At 65.1% G+C, this 23,157-nt stretch carries 26 protein-coding genes; 5 read left to right on the plus strand and 21 right to left on the minus strand.

What is annotated here, in order from left to right; all coding sequences use genetic code 11:
- Positions 1–13: 13 nt before the first annotated feature.
- On the minus strand, positions 14–322 hold the full coding sequence (locus VHK65_15055; protein HVS07464.1) for an NADH-quinone oxidoreductase subunit K: 309 nt from the start codon (positions 320–322) through the stop codon (positions 14–16).
- Positions 319–882, minus strand: coding sequence for a hypothetical protein (locus tag VHK65_15060; protein ID HVS07465.1), 564 nt, complete (start codon positions 880–882; stop codon positions 319–321). Before VHK65_15060 ends, VHK65_15055 begins: the two co-directional genes overlap by 4 nt.
- 195 nt (positions 883–1,077) lie before the next feature.
- Between VHK65_15060 and VHK65_15065 the strand changes: the two genes are divergently transcribed.
- Together VHK65_15065 and VHK65_15070 are read left to right on the plus strand one after the other, a co-directional pair.
- On the plus strand, positions 1,078–1,740 hold the full coding sequence (locus tag VHK65_15065; protein ID HVS07466.1) for a hypothetical protein: 663 nt from the start codon (positions 1,078–1,080) through the stop codon (positions 1,738–1,740).
- Between the two features lie 28 nt (positions 1,741–1,768).
- On the plus strand, positions 1,769–3,844 hold the full coding sequence (locus VHK65_15070) for a hypothetical protein (protein ID HVS07467.1): 2,076 nt from the start codon (positions 1,769–1,771) through the stop codon (positions 3,842–3,844).
- Positions 3,845–3,855: 11 nt separating this feature from the next.
- Here the strand turns inward: VHK65_15070 and VHK65_15075 are convergent, their stop codons facing one another.
- The 8 genes from VHK65_15075 to VHK65_15110 all read right to left on the minus strand — a co-directional run bounded on the left by VHK65_15075 (position 3,856) and on the right by VHK65_15110 (position 11,073).
- Positions 3,856–4,635, minus strand: coding sequence for an FAD-binding oxidoreductase (locus VHK65_15075; protein HVS07468.1), 780 nt, complete (start codon positions 4,633–4,635; stop codon positions 3,856–3,858).
- 10 nt (positions 4,636–4,645) lie between these two features.
- Positions 4,646–4,942: a hypothetical protein gene (locus VHK65_15080; GenBank protein ID HVS07469.1), complete on the minus strand. Its 297-nt coding sequence runs from the start codon at positions 4,940–4,942 to the stop codon at positions 4,646–4,648.
- Positions 4,939–6,027 (minus strand): tRNA 2-thiouridine(34) synthase MnmA, encoded by a 1,089-nt coding sequence (gene mnmA / locus VHK65_15085; GenBank protein ID HVS07470.1) that lies wholly within the window; start codon positions 6,025–6,027, stop codon positions 4,939–4,941. Before mnmA ends, VHK65_15080 begins: the two co-directional genes overlap by 4 nt.
- Positions 6,024–6,254, minus strand: coding sequence for an NIL domain-containing protein (locus VHK65_15090; protein ID HVS07471.1), 231 nt, complete (start codon positions 6,252–6,254; stop codon positions 6,024–6,026). Before VHK65_15090 ends, mnmA begins: the two co-directional genes overlap by 4 nt.
- A gap of 8 nt (positions 6,255–6,262) precedes the next feature.
- Positions 6,263–6,538, minus strand: a complete 276-nt coding sequence (locus VHK65_15095; protein ID HVS07472.1) for a ubiquitin-like small modifier protein 1 — start codon at positions 6,536–6,538, stop codon at positions 6,263–6,265.
- An 85-nt stretch (positions 6,539–6,623) separates the two neighbouring features.
- Positions 6,624–8,186: an amino acid permease gene (locus tag VHK65_15100; protein ID HVS07473.1), complete on the minus strand. Its 1,563-nt coding sequence runs from the start codon at positions 8,184–8,186 to the stop codon at positions 6,624–6,626.
- Between the two features lie 170 nt (positions 8,187–8,356).
- Positions 8,357–9,457 carry an SRPBCC family protein gene (locus VHK65_15105; protein HVS07474.1) on the minus strand — a complete coding sequence of 367 codons (1,101 nt, stop codon included), beginning with the start codon at positions 9,455–9,457 and terminating at the stop codon, positions 8,357–8,359.
- Between the two features lie 68 nt (positions 9,458–9,525).
- Positions 9,526–11,073, minus strand: a complete 1,548-nt coding sequence (locus VHK65_15110; protein ID HVS07475.1) for an APC family permease — start codon at positions 11,071–11,073, stop codon at positions 9,526–9,528.
- 120 nt (positions 11,074–11,193) lie between these two features.
- On the opposite strand from VHK65_15110, the gene VHK65_15115 reads away from it, so the two are divergent.
- Positions 11,194–12,798, plus strand: coding sequence for an NAD(P)/FAD-dependent oxidoreductase (locus VHK65_15115; GenBank protein ID HVS07476.1), 1,605 nt, complete (start codon positions 11,194–11,196; stop codon positions 12,796–12,798).
- On the opposite strand, the gene VHK65_15120 is transcribed toward VHK65_15115, so the two are convergent.
- Complete coding sequence (locus VHK65_15120; protein HVS07477.1) at positions 12,799–13,365, minus strand: hypothetical protein; 567 nt, start codon at positions 13,363–13,365, stop codon at positions 12,799–12,801. It lies immediately after the preceding gene.
- A gap of 90 nt (positions 13,366–13,455) precedes the next feature.
- On the opposite strand from VHK65_15120, the gene speB reads away from it, so the two are divergent.
- Positions 13,456–14,445 carry an agmatinase gene (speB, locus tag VHK65_15125; protein HVS07478.1) on the plus strand — a complete coding sequence of 330 codons (990 nt, stop codon included), beginning with the start codon at positions 13,456–13,458 and terminating at the stop codon, positions 14,443–14,445.
- A complete protein-coding gene (locus VHK65_15130; protein ID HVS07479.1) occupies positions 14,442–15,812 on the plus strand; it encodes an aspartate aminotransferase family protein in 1,371 nt (456 codons plus the stop codon). Before speB ends, VHK65_15130 begins: the two co-directional genes overlap by 4 nt.
- Here the strand turns inward: VHK65_15130 and VHK65_15135 are convergent.
- From VHK65_15135 to VHK65_15180, 10 genes are read right to left on the minus strand one after another with little or no spacing between them, the layout of a single operon-like run.
- Positions 15,809–16,411, minus strand: coding sequence for a hypothetical protein (locus VHK65_15135; GenBank protein HVS07480.1), 603 nt, complete (start codon positions 16,409–16,411; stop codon positions 15,809–15,811). The genes VHK65_15130 and VHK65_15135 overlap by 4 nt on opposite strands.
- A gap of 34 nt (positions 16,412–16,445) precedes the next feature.
- Positions 16,446–17,303 carry a DUF5667 domain-containing protein gene (locus VHK65_15140; GenBank protein ID HVS07481.1) on the minus strand — a complete coding sequence of 286 codons (858 nt, stop codon included), beginning with the start codon at positions 17,301–17,303 and terminating at the stop codon, positions 16,446–16,448.
- Positions 17,304–17,340: 37 nt separating this feature from the next.
- The gene (locus VHK65_15145) at positions 17,341–17,937 is read right to left on the minus strand and encodes a sigma-70 family RNA polymerase sigma factor (GenBank protein ID HVS07482.1); all 597 of its coding nucleotides are present in this window, start codon (positions 17,935–17,937) and stop codon (positions 17,341–17,343) included.
- A 46-nt stretch (positions 17,938–17,983) separates the two neighbouring features.
- The gene (trpA, locus tag VHK65_15150) at positions 17,984–18,775 is read right to left on the minus strand and encodes a tryptophan synthase subunit alpha (GenBank protein HVS07483.1); all 792 of its coding nucleotides are present in this window, start codon (positions 18,773–18,775) and stop codon (positions 17,984–17,986) included.
- Positions 18,772–19,959 carry a tryptophan synthase subunit beta gene (trpB, locus tag VHK65_15155; GenBank protein HVS07484.1) on the minus strand — a complete coding sequence of 396 codons (1,188 nt, stop codon included), beginning with the start codon at positions 19,957–19,959 and terminating at the stop codon, positions 18,772–18,774. Before trpB ends, trpA begins: the two co-directional genes overlap by 4 nt.
- A complete protein-coding gene (locus tag VHK65_15160; GenBank protein HVS07485.1) occupies positions 19,956–20,570 on the minus strand; it encodes a phosphoribosylanthranilate isomerase in 615 nt (204 codons plus the stop codon). Before VHK65_15160 ends, trpB begins: the two co-directional genes overlap by 4 nt.
- The gene (trpC, locus tag VHK65_15165; protein HVS07486.1) at positions 20,567–21,358 is read right to left on the minus strand and encodes an indole-3-glycerol phosphate synthase TrpC; all 792 of its coding nucleotides are present in this window, start codon (positions 21,356–21,358) and stop codon (positions 20,567–20,569) included. Before trpC ends, VHK65_15160 begins: the two co-directional genes overlap by 4 nt.
- A 22-nt stretch (positions 21,359–21,380) precedes the next feature.
- Entirely contained in the window at positions 21,381–22,559 is a 1,179-nt protein-coding gene (locus tag VHK65_15170) for a pyridoxal phosphate-dependent aminotransferase (protein HVS07487.1), read from the minus strand.
- Positions 22,560–22,564: 5 nt separating this feature from the next.
- Positions 22,565–22,855 carry an acylphosphatase gene (locus tag VHK65_15175; protein HVS07488.1) on the minus strand — a complete coding sequence of 97 codons (291 nt, stop codon included), beginning with the start codon at positions 22,853–22,855 and terminating at the stop codon, positions 22,565–22,567.
- Positions 22,856–23,119, minus strand: a complete 264-nt coding sequence (locus VHK65_15180) for a hypothetical protein (protein ID HVS07489.1) — start codon at positions 23,117–23,119, stop codon at positions 22,856–22,858. It abuts the gene before it with no gap.
- Positions 23,120–23,157: the final 38 nt, after the last annotated feature.

Raw genomic sequence — 23,157 nt, forward strand, 5'->3', positions numbered from 1 at the left:
ACGTCCGCGACCCTTACCCGCGGTCCGCGTCGATAGCCAAGCTCCGGTGTTCACGGTAGATCAGCGCCGCCATCGCAAGCCCGACGGCGAGCTCGGCGACGGCCGTCGCGCCGGCGAAGATCGCGACCGCTGCGCCCGACGTCGCATTCCCCGCACCGAGTCCGAAGCGGGCAAACGCGATGAACGCGATGCATCCGGCGATGAACATGAACTGGGTGCCAATCAGCATCAGCACGGCGCTGCGCCTGGCGATGACCGCGAAGGCGCCGACCGCGAAGAGCGCCGCCGAGGCTGCCAGGATCAGGTTGAGCCCCGCGTTCATCGGCGTGACCCGCGCGCTCGATCGCGCTCTCTGGTGGAGGGCAGGGTGGGGGCCGCGAGCAGCAGTCCGCTGCCCAGCGCGGCGGAGGCGAGGATGACAACCAGGACCGCCAGGCCAACGACGTAGGTATTGGTCAGCGTCGCGCCGAATCCGGTCGCCGCGCTCGTGGTCGCGCGAATCGGCCACGACGTGGTCGCGATGACCACGATCAGCAACGCCAGCAGGGCCGCGGCCACGGCTCCCCCGACGATCCAATCACGGCTGAAGGGCTCCTGGGTCGACTCCAATCCGGCCGTTTGGCGTAGCAGACCGACCAGGAGCGCCGCGCTGACCGTCGTGAAGACCAGCAGCTGGGCCGCGAACAACAGGAAGGGGGCAATCGTGAGATAGAGCAGCGCGACGAGCACCATGGTCGCGGCGAAGGCGCCGATGGCGTAGAGCGTGTTTCGAAGCACCACGCTCGCCAGTGCGCTCGCCAACATCAGCAGCAGGACCGCGTAGATCAGGATCACCAGCGGCGCCGAGGTGATGGGTTGCGGCAGGGCGCCGTTCAGCAGCACGGGCTGAGATTCTATCAACGCCGTCGGCAGGCGCTCAGCGACTGTCCCAGCGGGGTTGCCCTTTTGGGTATCCGTTCGTGCAATTTTCGGCTGGTAGGCCCTGGTGGCTAGAAATCACTCGTTGTTGCGGCTACGCTACCTGCACCGCGGTCCGTCTTCAGCGACAGACGCGGTCGGGCCTTTAAGGAGGGAACCATGGCTGTTGGAGGGAAGCGACCGGGTCGCGTGCTTATGATTGCCGCCGCTGCATTGCTCTGCGTCGGCTCCGGCGTAGCTGTCGGCCGGTTACCGGCGTGGGGCCAATTGGTCAAGGCGCCGGTTTCGGCGTCGTCGTCCCAGGCCTCCAACCACCACGCGGCTGCGCCGGTCCAGGGGATCACGGTCCACGGATGGTGGACGATCAACGTACTGGACCGGAGTGGGCGGTTGGTCGCGTCGCGCCAGCTCGAGAACGCGCTCACAACTGGTTCGTACAGCGGTGATCAGGTGCTTGCCCTGTTGCTGACGCGCCAGAGGTCGATGGGTGCGTGGGAGCTCCTCGCTTATTACGCGAACAGCGCGAGTGCGGTAGTGCTTAGCAATGCGACGGACGATCTTGGCCTTAACGGTCCCCTGGACGTCAGCGGCGCTACCCCCGGGCACGTCATCTTGAGCGGGAGCTACACGGCGCAGGCGGACATCAGCTTCAATAAGGTCTTGACAGGCATGTACCCGTGCCAGGCATCAACCGCGCCGGCCACTTGCCTATTTGCCTCCACGGGCATCTATTCCAGCTTCACGTCCACAATTCTTTCGCCACAAGTTCTGGTATCGAACGGCCAGATCGTTCAGTTCAAGGTGGATATCAGCTTCTCCTAATCCACTACTTAAGAGATCGAGGACGTCGATGAGGAGGAAGTTCGCTTGGGCGTTCCCGGCGATCTTTGCCGTGTCCGCGGCGGCCAGCGCGCTGACGGCGCACGCAAGTGTTCCGCAGCTGCTGAACCAGCTGGAAGCCATCGTAGTGCACGACGTGGTGGGGCTGGTGGGCTCTGTGCTCTCCAACCAGAGCGAGCCCGTTGCTGTGACCGATACGGTCAGTCTGGTCCCGGCCGCCCTCACGAGAGATGCCGAGCTAATCCACGTAGGCGATGCGGTACTCCTGATGCCGGCGGTTCGGCTTACGGTTTCCGAGGCGATCAGGGTCACGGACGTGATCCCGGACGTGACGCCGCCGACGGTCACATTGACGACGAAACCCGCGAATCCGACCAAGTCCAACCAGGCGACCTTTACATGGACGATCACCGATCCCGACAACAGCAGCGGCTTCACCTCCTTCTGCAAGCTCGACACAGGCAGCTTCGGATCGTGCGTGTCAGGCGTCGCCTACACACAGCTCAGCGACGGCCAGCACACCTTCACGGTCCGCGCGGCGGATGCCGCGGGGAACCGCAGTCAGGACGTCAGCTACGCCTGGCAGGTGGACACGACGGCGCCGACCATCCAGTGCGCGGCGCCAGATGCGCTCTGGCACGCGACCGATGTCTCACTGACGTGTACGGCCGCCGACTCTGGGTCCGGCCTGGCAAATCCCTCCGATGCCACCTTCACGCTCTCGACGAGCGTTGCGTCCGGGAACGAAACCGCGAACGCCTCGACTGGCTCGCACCAGGTCTGCGACGTGCTCAACAACTGCGCGACCGCCGGCCCGATAAGCGGCATCAAGGTGGACAAGAAGCCGCCAACGATCACGGCCGGTGCGATCACCACGACCGATAGCCAACCGTATGTGTCGGGCGCCTGGACCAATCAGAGCGTGCGGGTTAGCTTCGCATGCACCGACGGCGGTTCAGGAGTGAACGCATCCACGGTCACCCCTCCCGTGACGCTGAGCGCTGATGGGAAGGACCAGTCAGTAAACGGGAGCTGCGCCGATCTGGTGGGCAATAGCTCCTCGACGTCGGTAACGAACATCGACATCGATAAGACGCCTCCGTCGATTTCGTTCATGGGTCAGACACCCCCGGCCAACGCTTACGGCTGGAACAAGACCAGCGTCACCCTCACGTGGGGCTGCACGGACGCGCTGTCCGGGCCGGTTGCGGCCAGCGTGACCTCCGCGATCGCAACCGAGGGCAGCAATCAATCGGCGACCGGGACCTGCACCGACCTGGCCGGAAACAGGGCGAGAGCCGTGCAGGGCGGCATCAACATCGACGAAACGGCTCCGGTCCTGAAGGCGACCGCGACGTCTGCGGATGGCAAGCCCTACACGAGCGGGACGTGGACGGACCAGACGGTCACCGTCAGCTTCAGTTGCACCGACGATCGCTCGGGCGTGGCGACGCTATCCAGCCCGGTCACGATCTCGACCGAAGGCGCCAACCAATCGGCGACCGGGACCTGCATGGATAAGGCCGGTAACGCCGCTGCCCCGGTGACCTTCGGCGGCATCGACATCGACAAGACGCCGCCGACGACGACCTTGACCAGCCAGCCCGGACCGCTGAACGGGCGTCAGCTGGTGACCGTGACGGCACATGTGGTCGTCAATCCCGGCGCCATTGCCTTCGACGCCACGTGCTACGACTCCTTCGGCATCAATGCCGTCTTCTCGGCAACCGACAACCTGGCGGGCGTCACCGCCATCAAGTACGGCTTTGCGAAGGTGACCTCCGGGCAACCGCTCCCGAATCCGGCGCTTAACACCACGATCACCGGGACCTCCGGCACTGTGCCGTTCCTGACCAGCGGCGCCTACATCCTCAATTACGCCGCGGTTGATCAGGCCGGCAACCAGGGGGCAACCGAGACGCGCTGGATCTTCGTCAACGCGCTCTTTGGAATCGGCTGCGCGACGACCCCGGTACCTGTTGCCAGTCTGCCGTCATCGGGCACGGTGACGGTGAGCGGCTCAATTCAGATAGGCAAATACCACATCCCGTTCAGCTTCAGCTTCGCGTATCCAGGCCGTGACTGAACGGCCCTCGCTCAGTATTCGACCTCGCCTTCACCCGGTGCCCAGTAGGTCTCTTCCTTGATCGCGGCGTGCTCGAAACCACAGCGACGCATGATGTCGCGGACGTTGACGATCATCCCGGGATTGCCGCAGAGGTACACGGTCGTGTCCTTGGGTGCCAGGTTGAGGCTGTCGGCGTACTTGCGCACCAGATCGTCCACCCTCCCCCGCTCGCCCTTCCATTCCGGATCCTCCCAATGCCGGCTGATGGTCGGAATGTAGTCGACCCACGGATAGTCGCCGGCCGCCTTGTAAAGCTCTGTGTCGTAGCCGAACTCGTTCGACTTGGACACCCCCTGCAGGATGACCAGACGAAAGGGTTGCGCCAGCCGGCCCTCCTTCAGATCGAGCGCCAGGGTGCGGACCATACTGATGTAGGGCGCGATCCCGGTCACGGTTGAGACAAGGAAATGCTGGCTGTGCCCCGACTTGACGTCGACGTTGAAGATCCCCTTCGCCTTCTTGCGCATGAAGACGCTGTCGCCGGCCTGTAACTCGTATAGCTTGGGCGACAGCGCGCCCTCCGGCACCTTCTCGATGAAGAATTCGAGTTCGGGCTCGTACGGGCTGGAGACGATCGAGAAGGCCCGCTCCAGCACCTTGTCATGGTTGTCGACTCCGAAGGCGACGTACTGGCCCGCCTTGAAGGCGAGCGGCTCGGGCGGCTTCATCCAGACTGACCAGAGGGTCGGCGAATAGTCCTGTCGCCGCGTGATCGGCGCCATCATGTACTTCTCGGGGTCTGCGGCCAAGGCCCCTATCCTATTCGGCGCCGGCCTCGCCGGGCGCCTGACCGAAGATCAAGTCGAGCGCAACCCCGAAGACGGCCAGCACGATTCCGGCGGCCGCGAAGCTGAAGGTCGCGCCACCGGAAAGGTAGCCTCGGCCCCAGAGCGTGCCGATGAGGAAGAAGAACATGCCCAGCACCGCCAGCCAGTAGGAGGGCCGGCCGGCCCACGCCAGCTTCGCCGCCAGGACGCTGCCGAGACAGGTCAGATACACGAGGCCGATCAACGCGAAGGCCAACGGGTGCCAGGTGCCGGCGAGGAGTCGCGTCACCCGTCGCCCGCAGCGATCGGCCCTCCACCGATCACGCGGTCGCTGTCATAGAAGACGGCGGCCTGACCGGGGGCCAGCGCCCGCTGCGGGTCATCGAAGTCGACGCGAGCTTGCTCACCCAGCGGCGTCACCAGGGCCTCCGCGAAGCGGGCGTGCGAGCGGACCCTGACGCTCGCTCGAAAGGCCGCTCGAGGTACCTGGCCGGCGACGTAGCGGACATCCTCGAGCCGGCAGCTGGCGCGCAGCAGCTGCTCGGGACCGCCGATCGTGACCGTGTTGCTGGCGGCATCGATGGTGCGCACGTATTGCGGTGGCGAGTCCGGCCCCCCGCCCTGGAGGCGAAGGCCCGAGCGCTGGCCAACGGTGTACATGGCGATCCCATCGTGTTCGCCGACGACGGCACCACGCTGATCGAGGATGGGGCCCGGCTGAACGCGCTCGCGGAAGCGGTCCTTCAGCAAGCTCCGATAGCTGCCATCGGCCACGAAGCAGATCTCCTGGCTCTCCGGCTTCAACGCCGTCGCCAGGCCGAGAGCCCCAGCCTTCTCGCGCACCTCGACCTTGGACCAGTCACCGACCGGAAAGCGCAAGACCCCGAGCTCCTCCTGGCCGAGCTGGTAGAGCACGTAGGACTGGTCCTTCCGCTCATCGACGGCGCGCCGAAGCTGGTAGCCGTCGGATCCCCGGTCGATGCGTGCGTAGTGGCCGGTCGCCAGCAGGTCGGCGCCCAGCGCGAGCGCCTTGCGCAGCAGGAGCCCGAACTTGATCGTCTCGTTGCAGCGGATGCAGGGATTGGGCGTGCGTCCCTTAAGGTACGCCTCCGTGAACGGGTCGATCACCGAGGTTCGAAAGTCCGCCTCGAAGTTCAGCACGTAATAAGGAATGCCGAGCCGGTTGGCGACGCGGCGCGCGTCCTCGACGGCGTCGAGCGAGCAGCAGCCGTGATGCTTGTCGAAGTCGCGGATCGCCATCTCCTTGGGCCAGAGCTGCAGCGTGACGCCGAAGACCTCATGGCCTTCGTCTCGCATGATGGCGGCGGCGACCGACGAGTCGACGCCGCCGCTCATCGCGACGGCGACCTTCACGGTAGCTCCAGCTTGTCGACCCCGAGCCCGCGGCTGCGGCAGTACTCGAGCGCCCGTTCGACCTCGGCGTCCTCGCCGTCAAGGTCGAGCTCGACCCAGCCGGTGTCGGTGCCGACGTCGGCACGCCGAATGTTCGTCACGACTTTGAATTCCTGGCCAAGGCGGTAGATGACCGGGTCATTTCGAGTGTCGCCGCGAAACGTCAGGCGCACCGTCGTTCGCGCCATGGCGGCGGTCAGCCCCCGGCGACAGCCGGGACGATCGAAAGGTCGTCGCTGTCCTTCAGCGGCGTCTTGAGCCCGGACCCGAAGCGGATGTCTTCGTCGTTCCGGTAGATATTGATGAACTGGCGGAGCTCTCCCTTGTCGTCGTAGAGCCGTTCCTTGAAGCCCGGGAACTTCTGGTTCAGCTCGTCGAGCGCCTGCGACACGTTGCCGGCATCGACCTCGACGATGGCCGCGCCCCGAGTCAACTGGCGCAGCGCGCCGGGCACGCGAATCTTGACCGCCATGTGGTGGTCATTATAAGTAGGTAAGCCCTTGGCCCTTACCCTCCCCCGCTCGCGGGGGAGGGCAGGGTGGGGGCTATCGATTCGACTATGCGGCGCGGACGACCTGGTCTTGCTTGCCGCGCTGCGCGATCACGTAGTAGATCGCGCCCACGACGAGGACGGTGCCGAGTGTCATCTCGAAGATCGGAACACCGCCGACCAGGGGAATGCCGGATAGGCCGGGAAGTTCCTTGACAGAGGGGTTGATCGCTGTCCCAGGCCGGCCCCAGAGAAAGTTGATCAGCATCGCCCCGCCGTATAACAGCGCCACTACATTGACGATCGTGCCCCAACCGCCAAGCTTGAAGGGGGCCCCTTCCGACGGCCAGCCCTTGGAGCGAGCGATCAGAACCGCGATGTTGGCGAGGAAGTACGCGGTGTAGATCATCCCAGTCGCCGCGATCGCGATCGTTCCGGCACCGGCGTAATACGTGAGCGGAATCGCCGCCAGAGCGCCGACCACGATGCAGGTTCCCAGTGGCGTATGCCAGGTCGCGCTGACCTTGTTATATAGACGTCCGAATGGCAGCTTGCCGTCACGAGCCATGCCGAACGCGAGGCGGATCGTCGACGTCTGGATCGCGAGGCAGCAAACGTAGATCGCCGCGAACGCGACCAGTAGATAGGCAATCGCCGCCCATTTCGGCAGGATGGCCGTCAGAATGTCCGCGAGCGAGACATATTTGCCGGCCGCAGCGTCCGACACCCACTTCCCGATGTCGCCGGGCAAGGCGATCACCACGGCGACCAGGAAGATCGTCCCAATGACAAACGCCCCAACGACCGCCCCGAGGATCGCCTTGGGCGCCTCGGCGCGGGGATTTCGGGTCTCTTCGGCAAGCGTGCCGGCCGTGTCAAATCCATAGATGACGAAGAGCGACATGAACATCGCGGCGAGAAACGTTCCTGCCTGATTCGTGAACCCGGAACCGAGCGCAGTGGTGTTGGTCACGACGCTGACGGGTTGGTGATGGAAGAAGATCAGCAACCCGAAGCCAAAGAGGGCCATACCGATGATCTCGAAAACGACGCCGGTGTTGTTGATTAGGGAAACCAGTCGAACTCCGAAGATACTGAGCAAGGTCGTGCTGACCAGGATGATGGCCGCGACGACGACCTGCGCTTGGGTGGTGTTCGGGACGTTGAAGCCGAGCAGGTTCAGGAGAGGGATCACAACAAGGGGGACGGTGACGTCGACCGCAGTGATGGTTAAGACGCCAGCGAACAGGTAGGTCCAGCCCGTCATCCACGAGTAGGCTCGGTTCGAGAGGTATTTCGTCCACTGGTAGACGGACCCCGCCACGGGGAAGTGCGAGCTCACTTCGGCAAAGTTCAAGGCGACGATGAACTGACCAAGCGCGACGATCGGCCAACTCCACAAGAAGAACGGGCCGCCGATGGCAAGGCCGAGGACGAAAAGCGTGAAGATGCCAGTGCTCGGCGAGATATACGAGAAGGCGATCGCGAAACTCGAGTACACATTCAGGACTCGCCTCAGTTCTTGCTTGTAGCCAAAGCGTCCCAGGTCGTGGGCGTCGGCGGCCTCCTGACTACCGGGAGCAGCCTCTGCAGTGGATCGCGGCGGGCGTGTCACGACGTTGTCGGACATCGGGTTCCCTCCTCTCCCTTAGGTTTGGACAAAACGTAGCAGGCGGTAACCGGTTCGTCAATCGCCTTTCAGACGCCCTCCGTCCCCCCTTTGCCCCGACCCCACCACCACCCGCCTGCATAGACACTCGTCCAACCTGGGTGAGGTCCGCTACGGCGGCTAAGACAGGTCTAAGAGAGGAACTCCGAGACGAGCCGCTGGAAGTGGTAGACGCCGTTCTCGCGCTTGGGGTTGAAGCGGCCACGGTCGTAGGAGCGCGATTTCAACCCGCGCTGGACGTGCTCGCAGAGCGCGATATCCTCCTGCTGGATCTCGTCTGAGAAGGCGATCGTCTGTTGCATCGACTCCCACCCTGGACCAGTACCGGGCTGCGCGAAGAACCACTCGAAGACGGTCAGCGTCTTGTCCACGCCGAGGGGGATGATCAGGTTCGAGCTCATGTTGTCCTGGTAGATGTTGAACATCGTGTTGGGGAAGACCCAGTAGTAGAGCGCGCTCTCCTCGCTCCCGGGCTGCCGGATGTAGCGCCGGTCGCGACCGGGCTCCTCACCCGGCTTCAGCTCCCGGATGGGAGCGTGCTGCTTCGAGTAGTAGCGGAAGGTCTCCACCCGGTAGGCGTCGTAGTCCAGCTCTTTGAAAAGCCCGGGGTGGGCGATCGGCAGGTGATAGCCCTCCAGATAGTTGTCGACGTAGACCTTCCAGTTGCAGTCGATCACATAGTCGCGCCGCTCGACCAATTGCATCCCCTCGACGTCGTAGCCGGCCGCGGCGACCTCCTGCGGGATCCGGCCCAACACCTCCGTCAGCGGCGGCGCGTGCTGATCGAGGTTGGCAAAGATAAACGGTCCCCAGCGCTCGACCCGGATGGGGACCAGACCGAAATCGGCCTTGTCGAAGTTCTCGGTCCCGTCCATCTCGCGGGCGACCTGCAGCCGTCCGTCCAGCCCGTAGGTCCAGCCATGGTACGGACATTGCAAGCTCCGGCGGTTGCCCTTCGAGAGGACGACCTGGGCGGCGCGATGACGGCAGACGTTGTAGAAGCCACGCAGCTGGCCATCGAGGCTGTGTGTGATCAAGATGGGCTCGTCGAGGATGGTGGTCGGCTTGAGGTCACCGATCCGCGATAACTCGTCGGCCCTGGCGACCAGCTGCCATGTGCGCGCGAAGATCCGGTCGGTTTCCCGTTCGAGGACCGCCGGGTCGAGGTAGGCGCTCGCCGGAAGGGTAAAGGCTCGCCCGAGCTCCTGGTCAACCGATGGGATCGTGGCCATGGCCTGACATTCTGCACGAAAACGAAACGAGCGCCCCGAGCCTCAGCCCGGAGCGCCCGTTACCCGTGCTAGTTCTTGAAGACCGACGTTCCGTCGGCGGTTACCAGCTCGAAGTCCGGGCTGGTCTGGCGGCCCCTGCCGATGAGCCAGAAGACGACTCCCATCAGAACGATGACCACCATCGTGCCAATGGTCCACAGTTCCCATGACGTCCTGGCGACGTTCCCGACCGCGGCCGTGGCGTCACTGCTGAAGCACCCCTTCGCGCTACAGATATTGGGCCACAAGGAGAACACGGTCGCCGCCACCACGAAGAACTCGGCGAGAATGGCGCACAACCAGACAGCCACGATTCCGCCTGGGATGCGGTAGCCCTTCCCCGTCGTTCCGTACTTTCTCCGCAGCGTAATGATCGCCGGAAAGACCGCGATGTAAGAGAAGGTGGTCGTCGAGATGGTTAGCGCGAGCACCGTCTTGAAGAAACTCTGCAGGTCGCCGGAGGTGATCAGGAAGCTCAGCACGAGGATGATGCTCGCGATGATCCCCGAGAGGACGTTCACCGGCACCGGCGTTCCGAACCGCCGCGAGAAACGGCCGAGCGCGCGCGGGCCGGAGCCGGCGAGCGAGCTGATCGCCATCGCCCGGTCCGAACCCATCAACCACACGACCCCGCTGCCCAGCAGCGAGAACACGACAGCGGCGCCGACGATCCCATTGAGGACATTGGCGGCGCTACCACCGAAGACATTGGTGACGACCGTCTGGTATCCACTGACGAAGCCGCCGACGTTAGTGATGTTTTTCGCAGAAACAACCAGCAAGATGCCGGCCACCGGGATCAGATAGAAGATGAGCCCAAAGAGCCAGGTGACTCCAATCGAACGCGGCACATCGCGGCGCGGGTCACCCATCTCCTCGCTGGCGTTCGATTGCACTTCGAAGCCGACGAAGTTGAAGATCAGGACGCCGAGTACGCCGACGAAGACGGCCATCGTCGGGAAGAGATCCCCGGCGTTGATGCTGCCGGCGTTCTTACCCGCGGCGATCGACCCCACCACGAGCAAGCCGAAGAGGAGGAGCAAAACGACGCGGACCACCGTGCCGAGGGCGGGAACCCACTTCATGTATCGAAGCGAGAGGATGTTCATCGAGATCCCGACCCAGACGAAGGCCAGACCGACCACGATCGCCAGGCCGGTATTGCCGCCGATCTTCGTGCCCCAGAGCGTGTCCATCGCCGCGATCGCGGTGACCGCCAGCGTGCCGCCAAGCCATACGGGGTTCGCAATCCAGTAGACAACGGCCGTAATCGCGCCCGCCAGGTGCCCGTAGGCGAGACGGACCCATTCGTACACGGCACCCTCGACCGGGATGGTGGTGCCCAGCTCGGCGATGATCAGGCCGTAGGGGATCATGAAAAAGACCGAGAGGAAGACGAGCCAGAAGAGCGTTTGCGTCCCGAAGCTCGCGGCCTGACCGAGCGTATCGATACCGACAACCGCGCAGATGCTGAAGAGCGCCAGGTCCCAGCGGAATAAGGACTTCTTCAGCTTTCGCTTCTCCTCCAGGACGTCGGCGCCGGCGACGGTCCCGGGAGGTGCAGTCAAGGTAGCCAAATGCTTACCCTCCTTAGCGTGTTTAGCCCTTCGGCAGAGCCTTGAGCGCAAATGTGAACCTCCGCTAAAGCGTTGTCAAGGGACGGTTGGCCATATCAGCGCGTCGATATACTCGGCCCCGTGCCGGCTGAATACGACGCGATCATCGTTGGCGGCGGCCACAACGGCCTGGCGACCGCCGCCTACCTGGGTCGGGCCGGCCTGAAAACGCTCGTCCTCGAGCGCCGGGGTATTCTGGGCGGCGCCGCGGTCAGCGAGCATCCCTGGCCGGGCTATACCGTCTCCACGCTGTCCTACGTCCTCTCACTGATGCCCCCCGAAGTAATCCACGAACTCGAACTTCGCCGCCACGGGCTGACGCTCTACCCGCTGGCGGCGGACTACTACGTCCCCTTCCCGGACGGCTCCCACCTGCTCCTGACGAAAGATGCGGCGCAAGCCAAGGCCGAAATCAGCAAGTTCTCGACGAAGGACGCGGAGACCTGGCCCATCTTCAGCGCCTTCCTGGCGAAGATCGCGCGCATGGTCCGCCCGTTGCTCTTGATGACGCCGCCCACCGTCGGAGCCAAGACGCCTTCCGATTTACTCGAACTGGCGCGCTTCGCTTGGAAACTCAAAGGGCTGGACGTGCAGAGCACTAGCGACTTCGTCAAGGTGATGACGCTCTCCGTCGCCGAGCTCCTCGACGAGTGGTTCGAGTCGCCCCAGGTGAAGGCGGCTCGTTGCGTCTCCGGCGCGATCGGCACCTACGGGGGACCGTACACGCCGGGAACGGCCTACGTGCTGCTGCACCACTACATCGGCGAGGTCGACGGCCAGATGGCGGAGTGGGCCTTCGTGCGGGGTGGCACGGGAGCGGTATCCGAGGCCATCGCCGCGGACGCGCGCGAGCACGGCGCCGACATCCGCACCGGGGCTCGCGTCGGGCGCATCCTCGTCGAGGGCGGCCGCGCGGTCGGCGTGGCGCTGACCGATGGAACCGAGCTGCGCGCGAAGGCGGTCATCTCCAACGCGCATCCCAAAATCACGTTTTGCGACCTGGTTGACACGAAGGAATTGCCTTCGGACTTTGTGCGAGCCATCGATCGGTACAAGACGCGATCCGGGACGGTGAAGGTCAACCTGGCGCTGGGGGAACTGCCGCAGTTCGTGGGACTCGCCCCGGAGGACTCGATGACGGCGGCGCGCTCGTTTATTCAGCTCTGCGATTCGATGGAGTACCTGGAGCGGGCCTTCGACGACGCGAAGTATGGCAAGGCGTCGGCCGCGCCCTACTCCGACGGCGTGCTGCCCACCCTGGTCGACGATTCGCTGGCGCCGGCCGGCAAACACATCATGAGCTGCTTCACGCAGTATGTGCCGGCGAGCTGGTCGCAGGCACCGCATCGCCAGGAGTTGGAAGCCTACGCCGACCGCGTCGTCGCGGGATACGAACGGTTCGCGGACAACCTGCCGGGCGCGATCGAGCATCGCCAGGTCATCGGGCCGTACGACATGGAGCAGGAGTACGGACTGGTGGGGGGCAACATCATGCACGGCGACCTGACACTCGACCAGCTCTTTTCCTGGCGGCCCGTGGCCGGCTATGCGGACTACCGGACGCCCATCAAGAATCTCTATCTGTGTGGCTCCGGCACGCATCCCGGTGGCGGGATCAGCGGCATCAACGGCCGCAACGCTTCGCGCGAGATTCTCAAAGATCTGAAGCGACGTCCGCGGCGGTGATCAGGCGGCCCGCTGATCGAAGGCGCCTGGAAAGCGTTCGGCTAGTTTCGCCTGCGGAACAGAGTCTAGCCAGCTTCCCTCCGGCTTGATGCCAACCGTCGCACACAGCTGGGTCAGGTCTTCGTCCCGAAACCGCCAGTAGAGGGAAATGACGCAGTGACCGTCACGAGTGAAGAAGAAGATGACCTGTCTGTCGATCGTGCTGTAGCGCCCTGGAAACTGAACCGTGCAGAGCGCAATCCGAGAAAGGTCGCTGACCGAAACCTTCGTTGGTTGGCGAAACCACTTTTTCAGGATGAGCCGTTCTCGATTGACGAAGATCTCTGTACCGTCATATCTGAATGCCATGTGGACTGCACCAGCCATGGCCATAACCGTCAACAGGAGCAACGTCCACTCAGGTTTGGTTACAGGCATTCCGATGCTGAGCCATCGTGCGACCACGACGACGACGGCAACGCCCGCCGCCCCTACCAATGGAACCCCATAGCTCGTGCGTTGACCTGCCCACTGAGGCAGTGGCCAGTAAGCTCGGATGACCAGGTCATCGGAAACGATCTCAGCCATACCGAGAGAACGCTGCTGGCCTCCATTAGCTTTCGTGCCCACGGCCGGGTTGTCGGTAACCCGAAATGAAGACGCTGCGAGAATTGTAGGATGCCCGAGACGCCCAACCTCGACGCGCAGCTCAGCGGCCCGCAATACATGGGACCGGCCACCTTCATGAAGGTCACGGCGCTGACGGAGCCGCGGGAGCTCGACCAATCGCGGCCGGACATCGCGATCGTCGGGGCCCCCTGGGATGGCGGCACGACCTCCCGCCCCGGGGCCCGCTTCGGTCCTCGGGCCGTGCGCGTGGCCAACTACCAGCCACCCACGTGGCACCTTGATCTGCAGGTCGCACCCTTCGATGTCTTAAAGGTGATCGACTACGGCGACGCCGCATGCTACCCGGGTCTGAGCGACCCGGCGCACCAGGCCATCCGGGCCCGTGTGGCCGAGGTCGCCTCACGGAAGATCGTGCCGATCGTCATCGGCGGCGACCACTCCATCACCAATCCGTCCGCCACCGCGGTCGCCGACGCGTACGGCCGCGGCAAAGTCGGCCTGGTCCATTTCGACGCTCATGCCGACACCGGAAACAGCACCTGGGGCGACCTAGCCTCGCACGCGACCCCGATGCGTCGCCTGATCGAGTCCGGGGCGATCCCGGGCCGGAACTTCATCCAGATCGGGCTGCGCGGCTACTGGCCAGAGCGTGAGACGTTTGAGTGGATGAGGGCCCAGGGCATGCGCTGGCATCTGATGGGCGAGTTGCTCGACCGCGGCGTCGAAACCGTGATCGGACAGGGCATCCAGGAGGCGCTGGACGGCCCGGAGTACATCTACCTCTCGGTCGATATCGACGTCCTCGATCCGGGCTTCGCTCCTGGGACGGGAACGCCCGAGCCGGGCGGGATGCAGCCGTCCGACCTGCTCCGAGCGATCCGAAATATCAGCCTGCGGACGAAATTGGTCGGAATGGACGTGGTCGAGGTCTCGCCGCCGTACGATCATGCGGAGATCACGGCTCAGAATGCCAACCGCTGCATACTAGAGGCGATTTCCGCCCTGGCCGTGAAGAAATCTAAAGGAGCTACGCCGTGAGTACTGTTACCGAGCCGATCGCCACCCACCGCGTGGTGGAACTGATCGCCAGGGAGGAGGAGCGGTTTCGTTCCAAGCGCCATCGGTCGGACGAGCTTTGGAAGCAGGCGAAGCAGTTCATCCCACGGGGCGTGCCGTCGTCCTTCCAGGACGCCGCGCCCCAGCCGGTCTTCGTCGATCACGGCAAAGGCAGCCGGGTCTGGGACGTCGACGGCAACGAATACGTCGACTTTCACAATGGCTTCGGCGTCATGGTCGTCGGGCATGCCCATCCCTTGATCGTCAAGGCGATCAGCGAGCGTGCCGCCCTGGGTACGCATTTCGCGCAGCCGGTCGCCGACGACGCGATCGTCGCCGAGGAGCTATCCCGTCGCTTCAAGCAGCCGCAGTGGCGCTTCACGAACAGCGGCACGGAATCGACGCTCGACGCCGTCCGGCTGGCGCGGGGGTTTACCGGCCGCGACCGGCTCGTCAAGATCGAGGCCAGCTACCACGGACACCACGATGCGCTGCTGGTTTCGGTCGAGCCGTCGCCCGACCTGATGGGTCCGGCCGACGCTCCCGTATCGGTCCCCTACAGCGCCGGCACGCCGCAGGCGGTGGTTGACCTCACGACCGTCGTCCCCTTCAACGACCTGGCGATCCTGGAGCGCACGCTGGATCGGCATCGCGGCGAGGTGGCCGCGATCATCGTCGAGCCGGTGATGATGAACATCGGCATTGTGCTTCCCGACGAGGGCTACCTGGCCGGTGTGCTCGAGCTCGCGCATCGCCATGGGGCGCTGCTGATCTTCGATGAGGTCAAGACCGGCGCGACCATCGCCGCCGGAGGGGCGACCGAGCGCTTCGGCGTGACGCCCGACCTGGTGGCGCTGGCGAAGGCGATCGGCGGCGGCGTACCCTGCGGCGCGGTCGGCGGCCGCGCCGACGTGATGGGGACGATCGACGCGCACAAAGTGGCCCAGATCGGCACCTTCAACGGCAACCCACTCACCATCGCGGCGTCGAAGACGACCTTGCTCTCCGTTCTGACACCTGCGGCATACGCGCATTTCGATGCGCTGGCCGAAGCGCTCGAGGGCGGCTTGCGTAAGGTGATGACTGACTACCAGCTGCCGTTCCACCCGATCACGCTAGCCGCGCGCGGGTGCGTGACCTATCGCAAAGAACGGGTGCGCAACTACCGGGACTACCTCACGATCGACAAGAAGTACGCATATCTGTCATGGCTCTACCAGTGCAATCGCGGTGTGCTGATGGCACCGGGCGCCGAAGAGAACTGGACGCTCTCCGTCCAGCACTCGGAGGAGGATGTCCTGCGCTATGTCCGCAACTTCGAGGAGCTGGCGAAAGACCTGACCGGCTAGCCGACCAGCACGCGCGTCAGGTAATCGAAGATCAGTTGTGACCAGGACTCCATGTCCAGGTAGTAGCTGCGCATCGCGTCGAGCGGGAGCAGCGCGCCCGCCAGCTTGTCGACCTCGCGGATCGAGATCTCGGGCCGGTCGCCCTCAACGAGGAAGATGAGTCCCACGTGCACGCGTCCGACCGGGGTCGTCTGGTCGTTGATCGCCCCCAGCAGCCGCGTCGAGAAGTGCCCGGTGTAGACGACCTCTTCTTCCCACTCGCGGCGCAATCCCGCGTCGATCGGGTCGGCGGCGCCGGCGACATCCTCAGGATTGATGTGGCCGCCGACGCCCAGGGAGTAAAGGTGGCGCAGCCGGCGCTCGCTCGAGCGGCGCAGCCGGTGGGTCAGAAAGTAGCGGTCCTCATGGCGAAAGACGACGTAGGGGATGATCTGCGGGTCGGCTGGATCCTCCTCGACCTCGCTGCGTGGACGGAACCGGTAGTTCGCGCGTACCCGCGCGAGCAAGTCGTCAAGGCCGGTCGCACGAAAGCCCGTCCATTCGCTCCCGCCAAACAGGGTGTCCCTCGAAACCACAAGGACATCCTCGCGCGCACCCACGGACTGAGTCTAACGATGGATGCTGCCGTTGGTGCTAGCCGTGATGCTGCTGGTCGCGATGGTCGCCGTCATCGGTCGGCGTCGGGCGGGGCGTAGGCTTGGGCGTGGCCTTTGGCGTCGGGTCGGGCGTTGCCTGCTCGCCGATGACCAGCGCCGGCGCTGTGGTGGCGGTCGCAACTTGCTCGATCCGATCGAGCTCGTCGCCGCCAGCGGCAACCAGGTCTTTGATGCCAGCGACGTCATCGTCGCGAATCGCGTTGGTCCGCTCGACCTCATTGAGCTTGAGGTGCAGAGTGTGAAGGGCATCTTTAGTGGCCTGCGGGTTGGCGGGATTCTTGAGCGACACGGCCGCGTCGTCGACGATGAGCGTGAAGGCGCGCAGGCTGTTCTCGGCGAGGCGCGGCTTGTGGTTGGCGGCCATCGCCTGTGCCTCCCGCAGACGCTCGTTGGCGAGCTGCAGTTGCACGGTGAGCCGCTCGTTCGCCGGCGTCAGGGCCAGGCGCACATGCTCTTCGATTTGCTTGACCGGGTAGAGCGGGTTATCGGGAAGCGCCGAGGGCGCGGCGAAGGCGGACCCCGCGGCCGCGATGAGGGCGACGGCCGCCGCGGCGAAGGCCACGCCCAACCGCCGGTACGCGGCAAAGGTCGGGATGCGCAGCGTGCGACGCTGTGGCAGCTGGGCCTGGAGCTTGAGCCAGAAGGGGGCGACCGCGACGGGGGGCGCGGGTGGGAGCGTCACCAGTAGAAGGTTGAGCTCGCGCACCTCCCGCAGCTCGGCGGCGCAGGCCGCACACCCGGCGATGTGCCCGTCGATGCGACGGCGTTCGTCGGCGGCCAGCATGCCGTCGGCATACGGGATCAGCCAATCGCGCGTCGTTGCATGACTCAACATCTGGATAGCAACCTCTGTCTGGTAAAACGGACCGAATTCACGCCGTATTCGCCTCCTCGCTGCGCACGAGGTCGCCGAGGCGTTCACGGAGCAGCCGCTTGGCACCGTTCAATCTCGACATGACCGTGCCCAGGGGGATGTCGAGTGTTTTCGCGATCTCGTCGTAGCTGAGTTCGCCGAAGGCCTGCAGGGCGATCGTGTCACGGTAGTGTGACGGCAGGCTCGCGATTGCCTGACGGACGGCTCGTTGCAGGTCATGCCGGGTTGCCACGTCCATGGGATCCGACTCTCGACTGGCCGGCGGCTGCTCCATGTCATCGAGCGAGACCACCGGACGGCGACGGCGGAGGACGTCGGTGACGGCGTTGGCCGCGACCCGGTGCAGCCAGTGTTTGAAGGGCTTTTCGTGGCGGTAACCGGGCAGCGCCTTGTAGACCTTGAGGAAGACCTCCTGGGCGACGTCTTCGGCCAGGCTGAGTTCGCCCAGGGCCCGGAAGGCGACGTTGATCACCAGCCGGTGGTGACGGATCACGAGCTGGCGGAAGGCCTCCTGGTCTCCGGCCGCGCTCCGATCGATCAGCCGGCGTTCTTCGGCATCCCCCTCGATCGAGGGAGCATCTTCGGGCCTGGCCATCTCCCGACGGTGTGACGCCGGCCGGGGGACGGGCTTGCGACGCGAGCTAGCCGGTGGGCTGCCGGCGCAGACCGCCCAGGAACTGGCGGACCTGGGTGGCGGGGTCGTCCGGGGCGCGCGCGATGGCGTCCAGCAGGGCGCTCGCCACGATGACGCCATCGGCCTTGCCCTCGAGCGCCTTAAGATGTTCGACGCGCGAGATGCCGAAGCCGACCACGATCGGCAATTTTGTCTGCTTCCGAACTGTGTCGATCAAGGGCAGCAGGCTAGGATCCAGCTCGGCGCGCGCCCCCGTGACGCCGGTGACGGCAATACAGTAGATGAACCCGGTCGCGGCCCGGCAGGCGGCGGCGATGCCGCCATCGCTGCTGGTCGGCGCCACGAAGAACACGACATCGACGTGACTGGCATCGGCGGCGCGACGGAGGTCCACGGACTCGGTGGGCGGAAGGTCGGGCACGATCAGTCCGTCGACACCCGCCGCAGCGGCCGCTCGGCAGAACCGTTCGAGACCGAAGGCGAGGATCGGATTCACGTAGGTCATGAAAAGCAGCGGGACGTCCGTCCTCTTCCGCGCCGCCGTGGCCGCCTCGAGCGCCCGGGCGACCGTCACCCCGCCCTTCAGCGCGACCTGGGAGGCGGCCTGGATGGTGCGGCCGTCCGCAAGCGGGTCAGAAAACGGAATGCCGAGCTCGATGGCGTCGGCGCCCGACTGGGCCGCGGCCTCGACCAACGATGGCGTGTCGTCGAGGCGTGGATAACCGACGGTGAGATAGGCGATCAGCGCAAGGCGTCGCTGGGCGCCGAGCCGGGCGAACATCGCGCCGATGCGGCTCATCCGCCGCTCGCGCCCCGGACGATATCGAGGTCCTTGTCGCCCCGTCCCGAGAGGTTGACGAGCACGACATCCTCCACGGCCAGCTCGGCCGCCAGCGGCAGCGCGTAGGCGATTGCGTGCGAGCTCTCCAGCGCCGGGATGATGCCCTCCAGCCGTGACGTTTGGTGGAACGCCTTGAGTGCCTGCTCGTCTGTGACACTCACGTACTCGGCGCGGCGATGGTCGTGCAGGTAGGCATGCTCCGGCCCAACGCCGGGATAGTCCAACCCGGCGGAGATGGAATGGGTCGCCATCACCTGGCCGTCCTCGTCCTGCAACAGGTAACTGAAGGAGCCATGCAGCACGCCAGGGCGGCCGCCGACGATCGAGGCCGCGTGCGCCCCGCTGTTGAGCCCACGTCCGGCCGCCTCCACGCCCACCAGCCGGACGGGGTCATCGACGAAAGGCGAGAAGATCCCGATGGCATTGCTCCCGCCGCCCACGCAGGCCACCACCGCTGTGGGCAAGCGCCCGGTTTCGGTGAGCATCTGCGCGCGGGCCTCGCGTCCGATCACCGATTGAAACTCGCGGACCATCAACGGGTAGGGGTGCGGCCCCACCGCCGATCCGATCACATAGTGCGTGGACCGAACGTTGGTCACCCAGTCGCGGATCGCCTCGTTCGTCGCGTCCTTGAGTGTCTTGCTGCCGCTTTCCACCGGCGTCACCGTCGCGCCCAGCAGCTGCATCTTGTAGACGTTGACCGCCTGGCGCGCCATGTCGTCGACGCCCATGTACACCTCGCACTGAAGGCCGAACTTCGCGCAGACGGTGGCGACCGCGACGCCGTGCTGCCCGGCCCCGGTTTCGGCGATGATCCGGCGCTTGCCCATCCGGCGGGCGAGGAGCACCTGCCCCACCGCGTTGTTGATCTTGTGCGCCCCGGTGTGGCAGAGATCCTCGCGCTTGAACCAGATCTCCGCCCCACCGGCCTGCTTGGTGAGCCGGTCGGCGCGATACACGGGCGTGGGTCGGCCGCTGAACGTCCGCGAGAGGTACGCAAACTCGTTCCGAAAGCCCTCGTCTTTGAGCGCCGCATCGAACGCCGCCGCCAGCTCCTCGACCGCCGCCATCAGCGTCTCCGGGATGTACTGGCCGCCGTAGCTCCCGTAGCGGCCGCGCGCATCCGGCGTGATCTGGCTCACGACCGGTCGACCCGGCGCACCGCCTCGACGAAGGCGCGCAACTTCGCGTGGTCCTTACGGCCAGGTTCGGCCTCGACGCCGCTGCAGACATCGACCGCCCAGGGATGCAGCTCGCGCACGGCACCATCGACGTTGTCTGGCGTCAACCCCCCGGAGACGACGACCGGGTACTGGCGTGCCACCGCCTTTGCCTGCGGCCATGCCCAGGCTCGCCCCGTGCCGCCGATGGTGTCCGGTGTCCAGGTGTCGAACAGGGGATGGTCACCACGCTCGAGCGAGATGCCGGCCAGGTCTTCCCCTTCCTGCACCCGGAAGGCCGGCAGCAGGAGCAGGCCAAGCGAGCGGTCCTTGTCCGTCAGTGGTCGGTAAACCTGGATCGCGGTCAGGCCACAGGCCTGCGCAACCTTGCCGATCTCCTCGGGCGTTTCATCGATGAAGACGCCCACCCGCTCGACCCCGGCGGGCACCTGGCCGATGATCGCTTTGATCTCGTCGACCCGAACCTGGCGTTTGCTGCGCGTGAAGATAAATCCGAGCAGGTCGGCACCGAGCTCGACAGCAAGTTCGACGTCCTCGCTCCGGGTGTTGCCGCAAATCTTGATCTTCGTCATTCTCCGCTCAGCTCTCGGACTTTCGCCTCGAGGTCCGGCGCGCGCAGCAACGCTTCGCCGACCAACGCGGCATCGACCCCGATCCGTTGTAACGCTTCGATGTCCGCGCGAGTCTCAATGCCACTCTCGCTGATCACCGTGCGCCCTTTTGGAATCAGCGGCCGCAAGCGCGCCGTCGTCGCGCTGTCCGTCTTCATCCGAGTCAAATCACGGTTGTTGATCCCGATCAGGGATGCCCCCGTGCGCAGCGCGCGCTCAACCTCCTCTTCCGTATGGACTTCAACGACCGCGCGCATGCCCAAGTCGCGAGCCTGGTACTGGAAGTGGTCGAGCTGACCGTCATCGAGGATCCCAACGATCAGGAGGACGGCATCAGCGCCCATCGCACGGGCCGCGAAGATTTGCACTGAGTCCACGATGAAGTCTTTGCAAAGGATCGGTAGGGCGACCCCCTCTCGGACCGCCTGTAGATGGTCGATGCTCCCACCAAAGAACTCGGGTTCGGTCAGTACTGACAGCGCGGCTGCTCCGTTCTCGGCATACCGTTTGGCCAGGCCGACCGGGTCGTAGGGACGCTGCAGCACGCCGCCTGACGGTGACCGCTCCTTGCATTCCGCGATCAAGGCGACGCCCGGGCCGGTGATGGCATCGCGGAAGTCACGGGGTCGTGGCGCGCTCTGGAGCAGGGCGGCGAGTGCCGCCGCATGCCCGTCGACCTTGAAGCGGGCATTCGCCCGCCGGCGCGCCTCAACGATGCGTTCGAGGATGGGGGCGGCTTTCGTGGCCATCAGCTGGAGTCCACTGTCCCGACTAGGCGCGAGCTGCGGTCTTTTCCAGGACTCCCTTCATCCGCTTGACGCCCTCCTCGATCTGATCGATCGCGTTCGCGTAGGAGAGGCGCAGATAGCCCTTCCCCATCTCGCCGAACGTGCTCCCGGCGAGCAGAGCGACCCCGCCCTCGTTCAACATCCGGTCGGCCAGCACGCGTTCGTCCTGACCGGTTTTCGTGATGTTCGGAAACACATAAAAGGCTCCCAGCGGCTTGTGGCAGCTGACTCCTGGCAAGGCATTGAGGCGATCGACCACCCGGTCACGCCGCCTCTTGAACTCGCCGACCATGGCCTGCACCGCGGCATCCGATCGAGGGGAGAGCGCCTCGATCGCCGCCATCTGGGTAAACGCAGCGGCGCACGAGCTGCTATTGATCATCAGCGTCTCGAACTTCTGCGCCAGCGGCAGCGGTGCCACCGCGAACCCGAGCCGCCAACCGCACATCGCGTAGGCCTTGCTCAATCCGTCCGAGTAGATCGTGCGCTCGAGCATGCCTGGCACCGTCATGATCGAGGCGTGATGACCGTCGTAGGTGATCTGGCCGTAGACCTCGTCGGTCAGAACGTAGAAGTCATGCCGCATCGCGAGTTCCGCGATCTGCTCGAGATCGTGGGTGGACAGCACGCCGCCGGTGGGGTTCTGCGGCGAGTTGATGACTAGCAACTTCGTTCGTGGGGTGATCTTCGATTTGAGCTCCTCAATGTCGAGCCGGAAGTCGTTGCGCTCTCGCAGAGGAATACCGACCGGGGCAGCGCCGGCAAGCGTGGCGGCCGAGGAATAGATGGCGTAGCCGGGATCGGGAACGATGACCTCATCACCTTGGTCGACCAGCGCCAGCATGGTGAAGAGAAGGACGTTCTTCGAGCCGGGCACCATCACCACCTGCTCCGGCTTGACCTCGACCTCGTAGGTGCGGCGAATCCAATCGGCAACTGCCTGGCGGGCCGGCATCAGGCCGCCCGCGGGCGTGTAGTGCGTGAAGCCGTCGCGCAGGGCGCGCTCGGCGGCCTCGACGATGTTGGGCGGTGTTGGGAAATCAGGCTCCCCGATCTCGAGGTGAACGATGCTGCGGCCCTGCGCTTCCAGCTTGCGCGCCTTGGCCAGCACCTCGAACGCGGTCTCGGTGCCGATCTCCGACATGCGATGCGCGAATTTCATTTCGCTCATCCTCTCACGCCGAAGGGACCGAGGTCCCCGCGAAAGGGCAACCAGCTGACGCGCACGTCCTGCACTCTCGCTTGTCGCGGTCCCCTGCGGAGCGCATCGAGCAACCGTTCAAGCGAGGACGCGTCGCCCTCGGCCTCCACCTCCACCGCGCCATCGTAGCGGTTGCGAACGTACCCCTCGAGGCCGAGCCGGCGGGCGTGTGACTGAGCAAAGTAGCGAAAGCCCACCCCCTGGACGTCGCCGAGGATCTCCGCCTTGAGGCGGCGCCGCTCTGGTTTACTGGGCAATCAGGCGTGCGCCAGCGGGCCGGTCGTCACGACGACCGAGACGCGCTTGGGCGCATCCGGGATGGCCTGCAGCGTGCGGCGCACCACCGGCAAGTAGGCCTGAACGAGCTGGCGGGCTGACTGTTCGGTGGGGGCGCCGATCACCAGGCGCTGGTCATCGCAGTGGCAGCAGGTGGCGGTGCCTTGCCAGAGGTAGTAGGCAGATTCCGGCAGGTTCAGGCTCATGAGGAGCTGAAGCTCCCGCCAGACTGCACTCCCCTGCATTGCACCTAATCCTACTCCCGCAACCGCACCTAAGCTAG

The sequence above is a fragment of the Candidatus Dormiibacterota bacterium genome (assembly GCA_035544955.1).
Lineage (GTDB): Bacteria > Chloroflexota > Dormibacteria > CF-121 > CF-121 > CF-13.

Excerpts from the sequence above, each read along its gene's own strand:
- speB (HVS07478.1), top strand. The coding sequence starts at position 13,456 with ATGCCCGAGACGCCCAACCTCGACGCGCAGCTCAGCGGCCCGCAATAC.
- VHK65_15160 (HVS07485.1), bottom strand. The coding sequence starts at position 20,570 with ATGACGAAGATCAAGATTTGCGGCAACACCCGGAGCGAGGACGTCGAA.
- VHK65_15105 (HVS07474.1), bottom strand. The coding sequence starts at position 9,457 with ATGGCCACGATCCCATCGGTTGACCAGGAGCTCGGGCGAGCCTTTACC.
- VHK65_15100 (HVS07473.1), bottom strand. The coding sequence starts at position 8,186 with ATGTCCGACAACGTCGTGACACGCCCGCCGCGATCCACTGCAGAGGCT.
- VHK65_15055 (HVS07464.1), bottom strand. The coding sequence starts at position 322 with ATGAACGCGGGGCTCAACCTGATCCTGGCAGCCTCGGCGGCGCTCTTC.
- VHK65_15095 (HVS07472.1), bottom strand. The coding sequence starts at position 6,538 with ATGGCGGTCAAGATTCGCGTGCCCGGCGCGCTGCGCCAGTTGACTCGG.
- VHK65_15170 (HVS07487.1), bottom strand. The coding sequence starts at position 22,559 with ATGAAATTCGCGCATCGCATGTCGGAGATCGGCACCGAGACCGCGTTC.
- trpC (HVS07486.1), bottom strand. The coding sequence starts at position 21,358 with ATGGCCACGAAAGCCGCCCCCATCCTCGAACGCATCGTTGAGGCGCGC.
- VHK65_15120 (HVS07477.1), bottom strand. The coding sequence starts at position 13,365 with ATGGCTGAGATCGTTTCCGATGACCTGGTCATCCGAGCTTACTGGCCA.
- trpA (HVS07483.1), bottom strand. The coding sequence starts at position 18,775 with ATGAGCCGCATCGGCGCGATGTTCGCCCGGCTCGGCGCCCAGCGACGC.
- VHK65_15070 (HVS07467.1), top strand. The coding sequence starts at position 1,769 with ATGAGGAGGAAGTTCGCTTGGGCGTTCCCGGCGATCTTTGCCGTGTCC.
- VHK65_15140 (HVS07481.1), bottom strand. The coding sequence starts at position 17,303 with ATGTTGAGTCATGCAACGACGCGCGATTGGCTGATCCCGTATGCCGAC.
- VHK65_15090 (HVS07471.1), bottom strand. The coding sequence starts at position 6,254 with ATGGCGCGAACGACGGTGCGCCTGACGTTTCGCGGCGACACTCGAAAT.
- VHK65_15145 (HVS07482.1), bottom strand. The coding sequence starts at position 17,937 with ATGGCCAGGCCCGAAGATGCTCCCTCGATCGAGGGGGATGCCGAAGAA.
- VHK65_15065 (HVS07466.1), top strand. The coding sequence starts at position 1,078 with ATGGCTGTTGGAGGGAAGCGACCGGGTCGCGTGCTTATGATTGCCGCC.
- VHK65_15180 (HVS07489.1), bottom strand. The coding sequence starts at position 23,119 with ATGCAGGGGAGTGCAGTCTGGCGGGAGCTTCAGCTCCTCATGAGCCTG.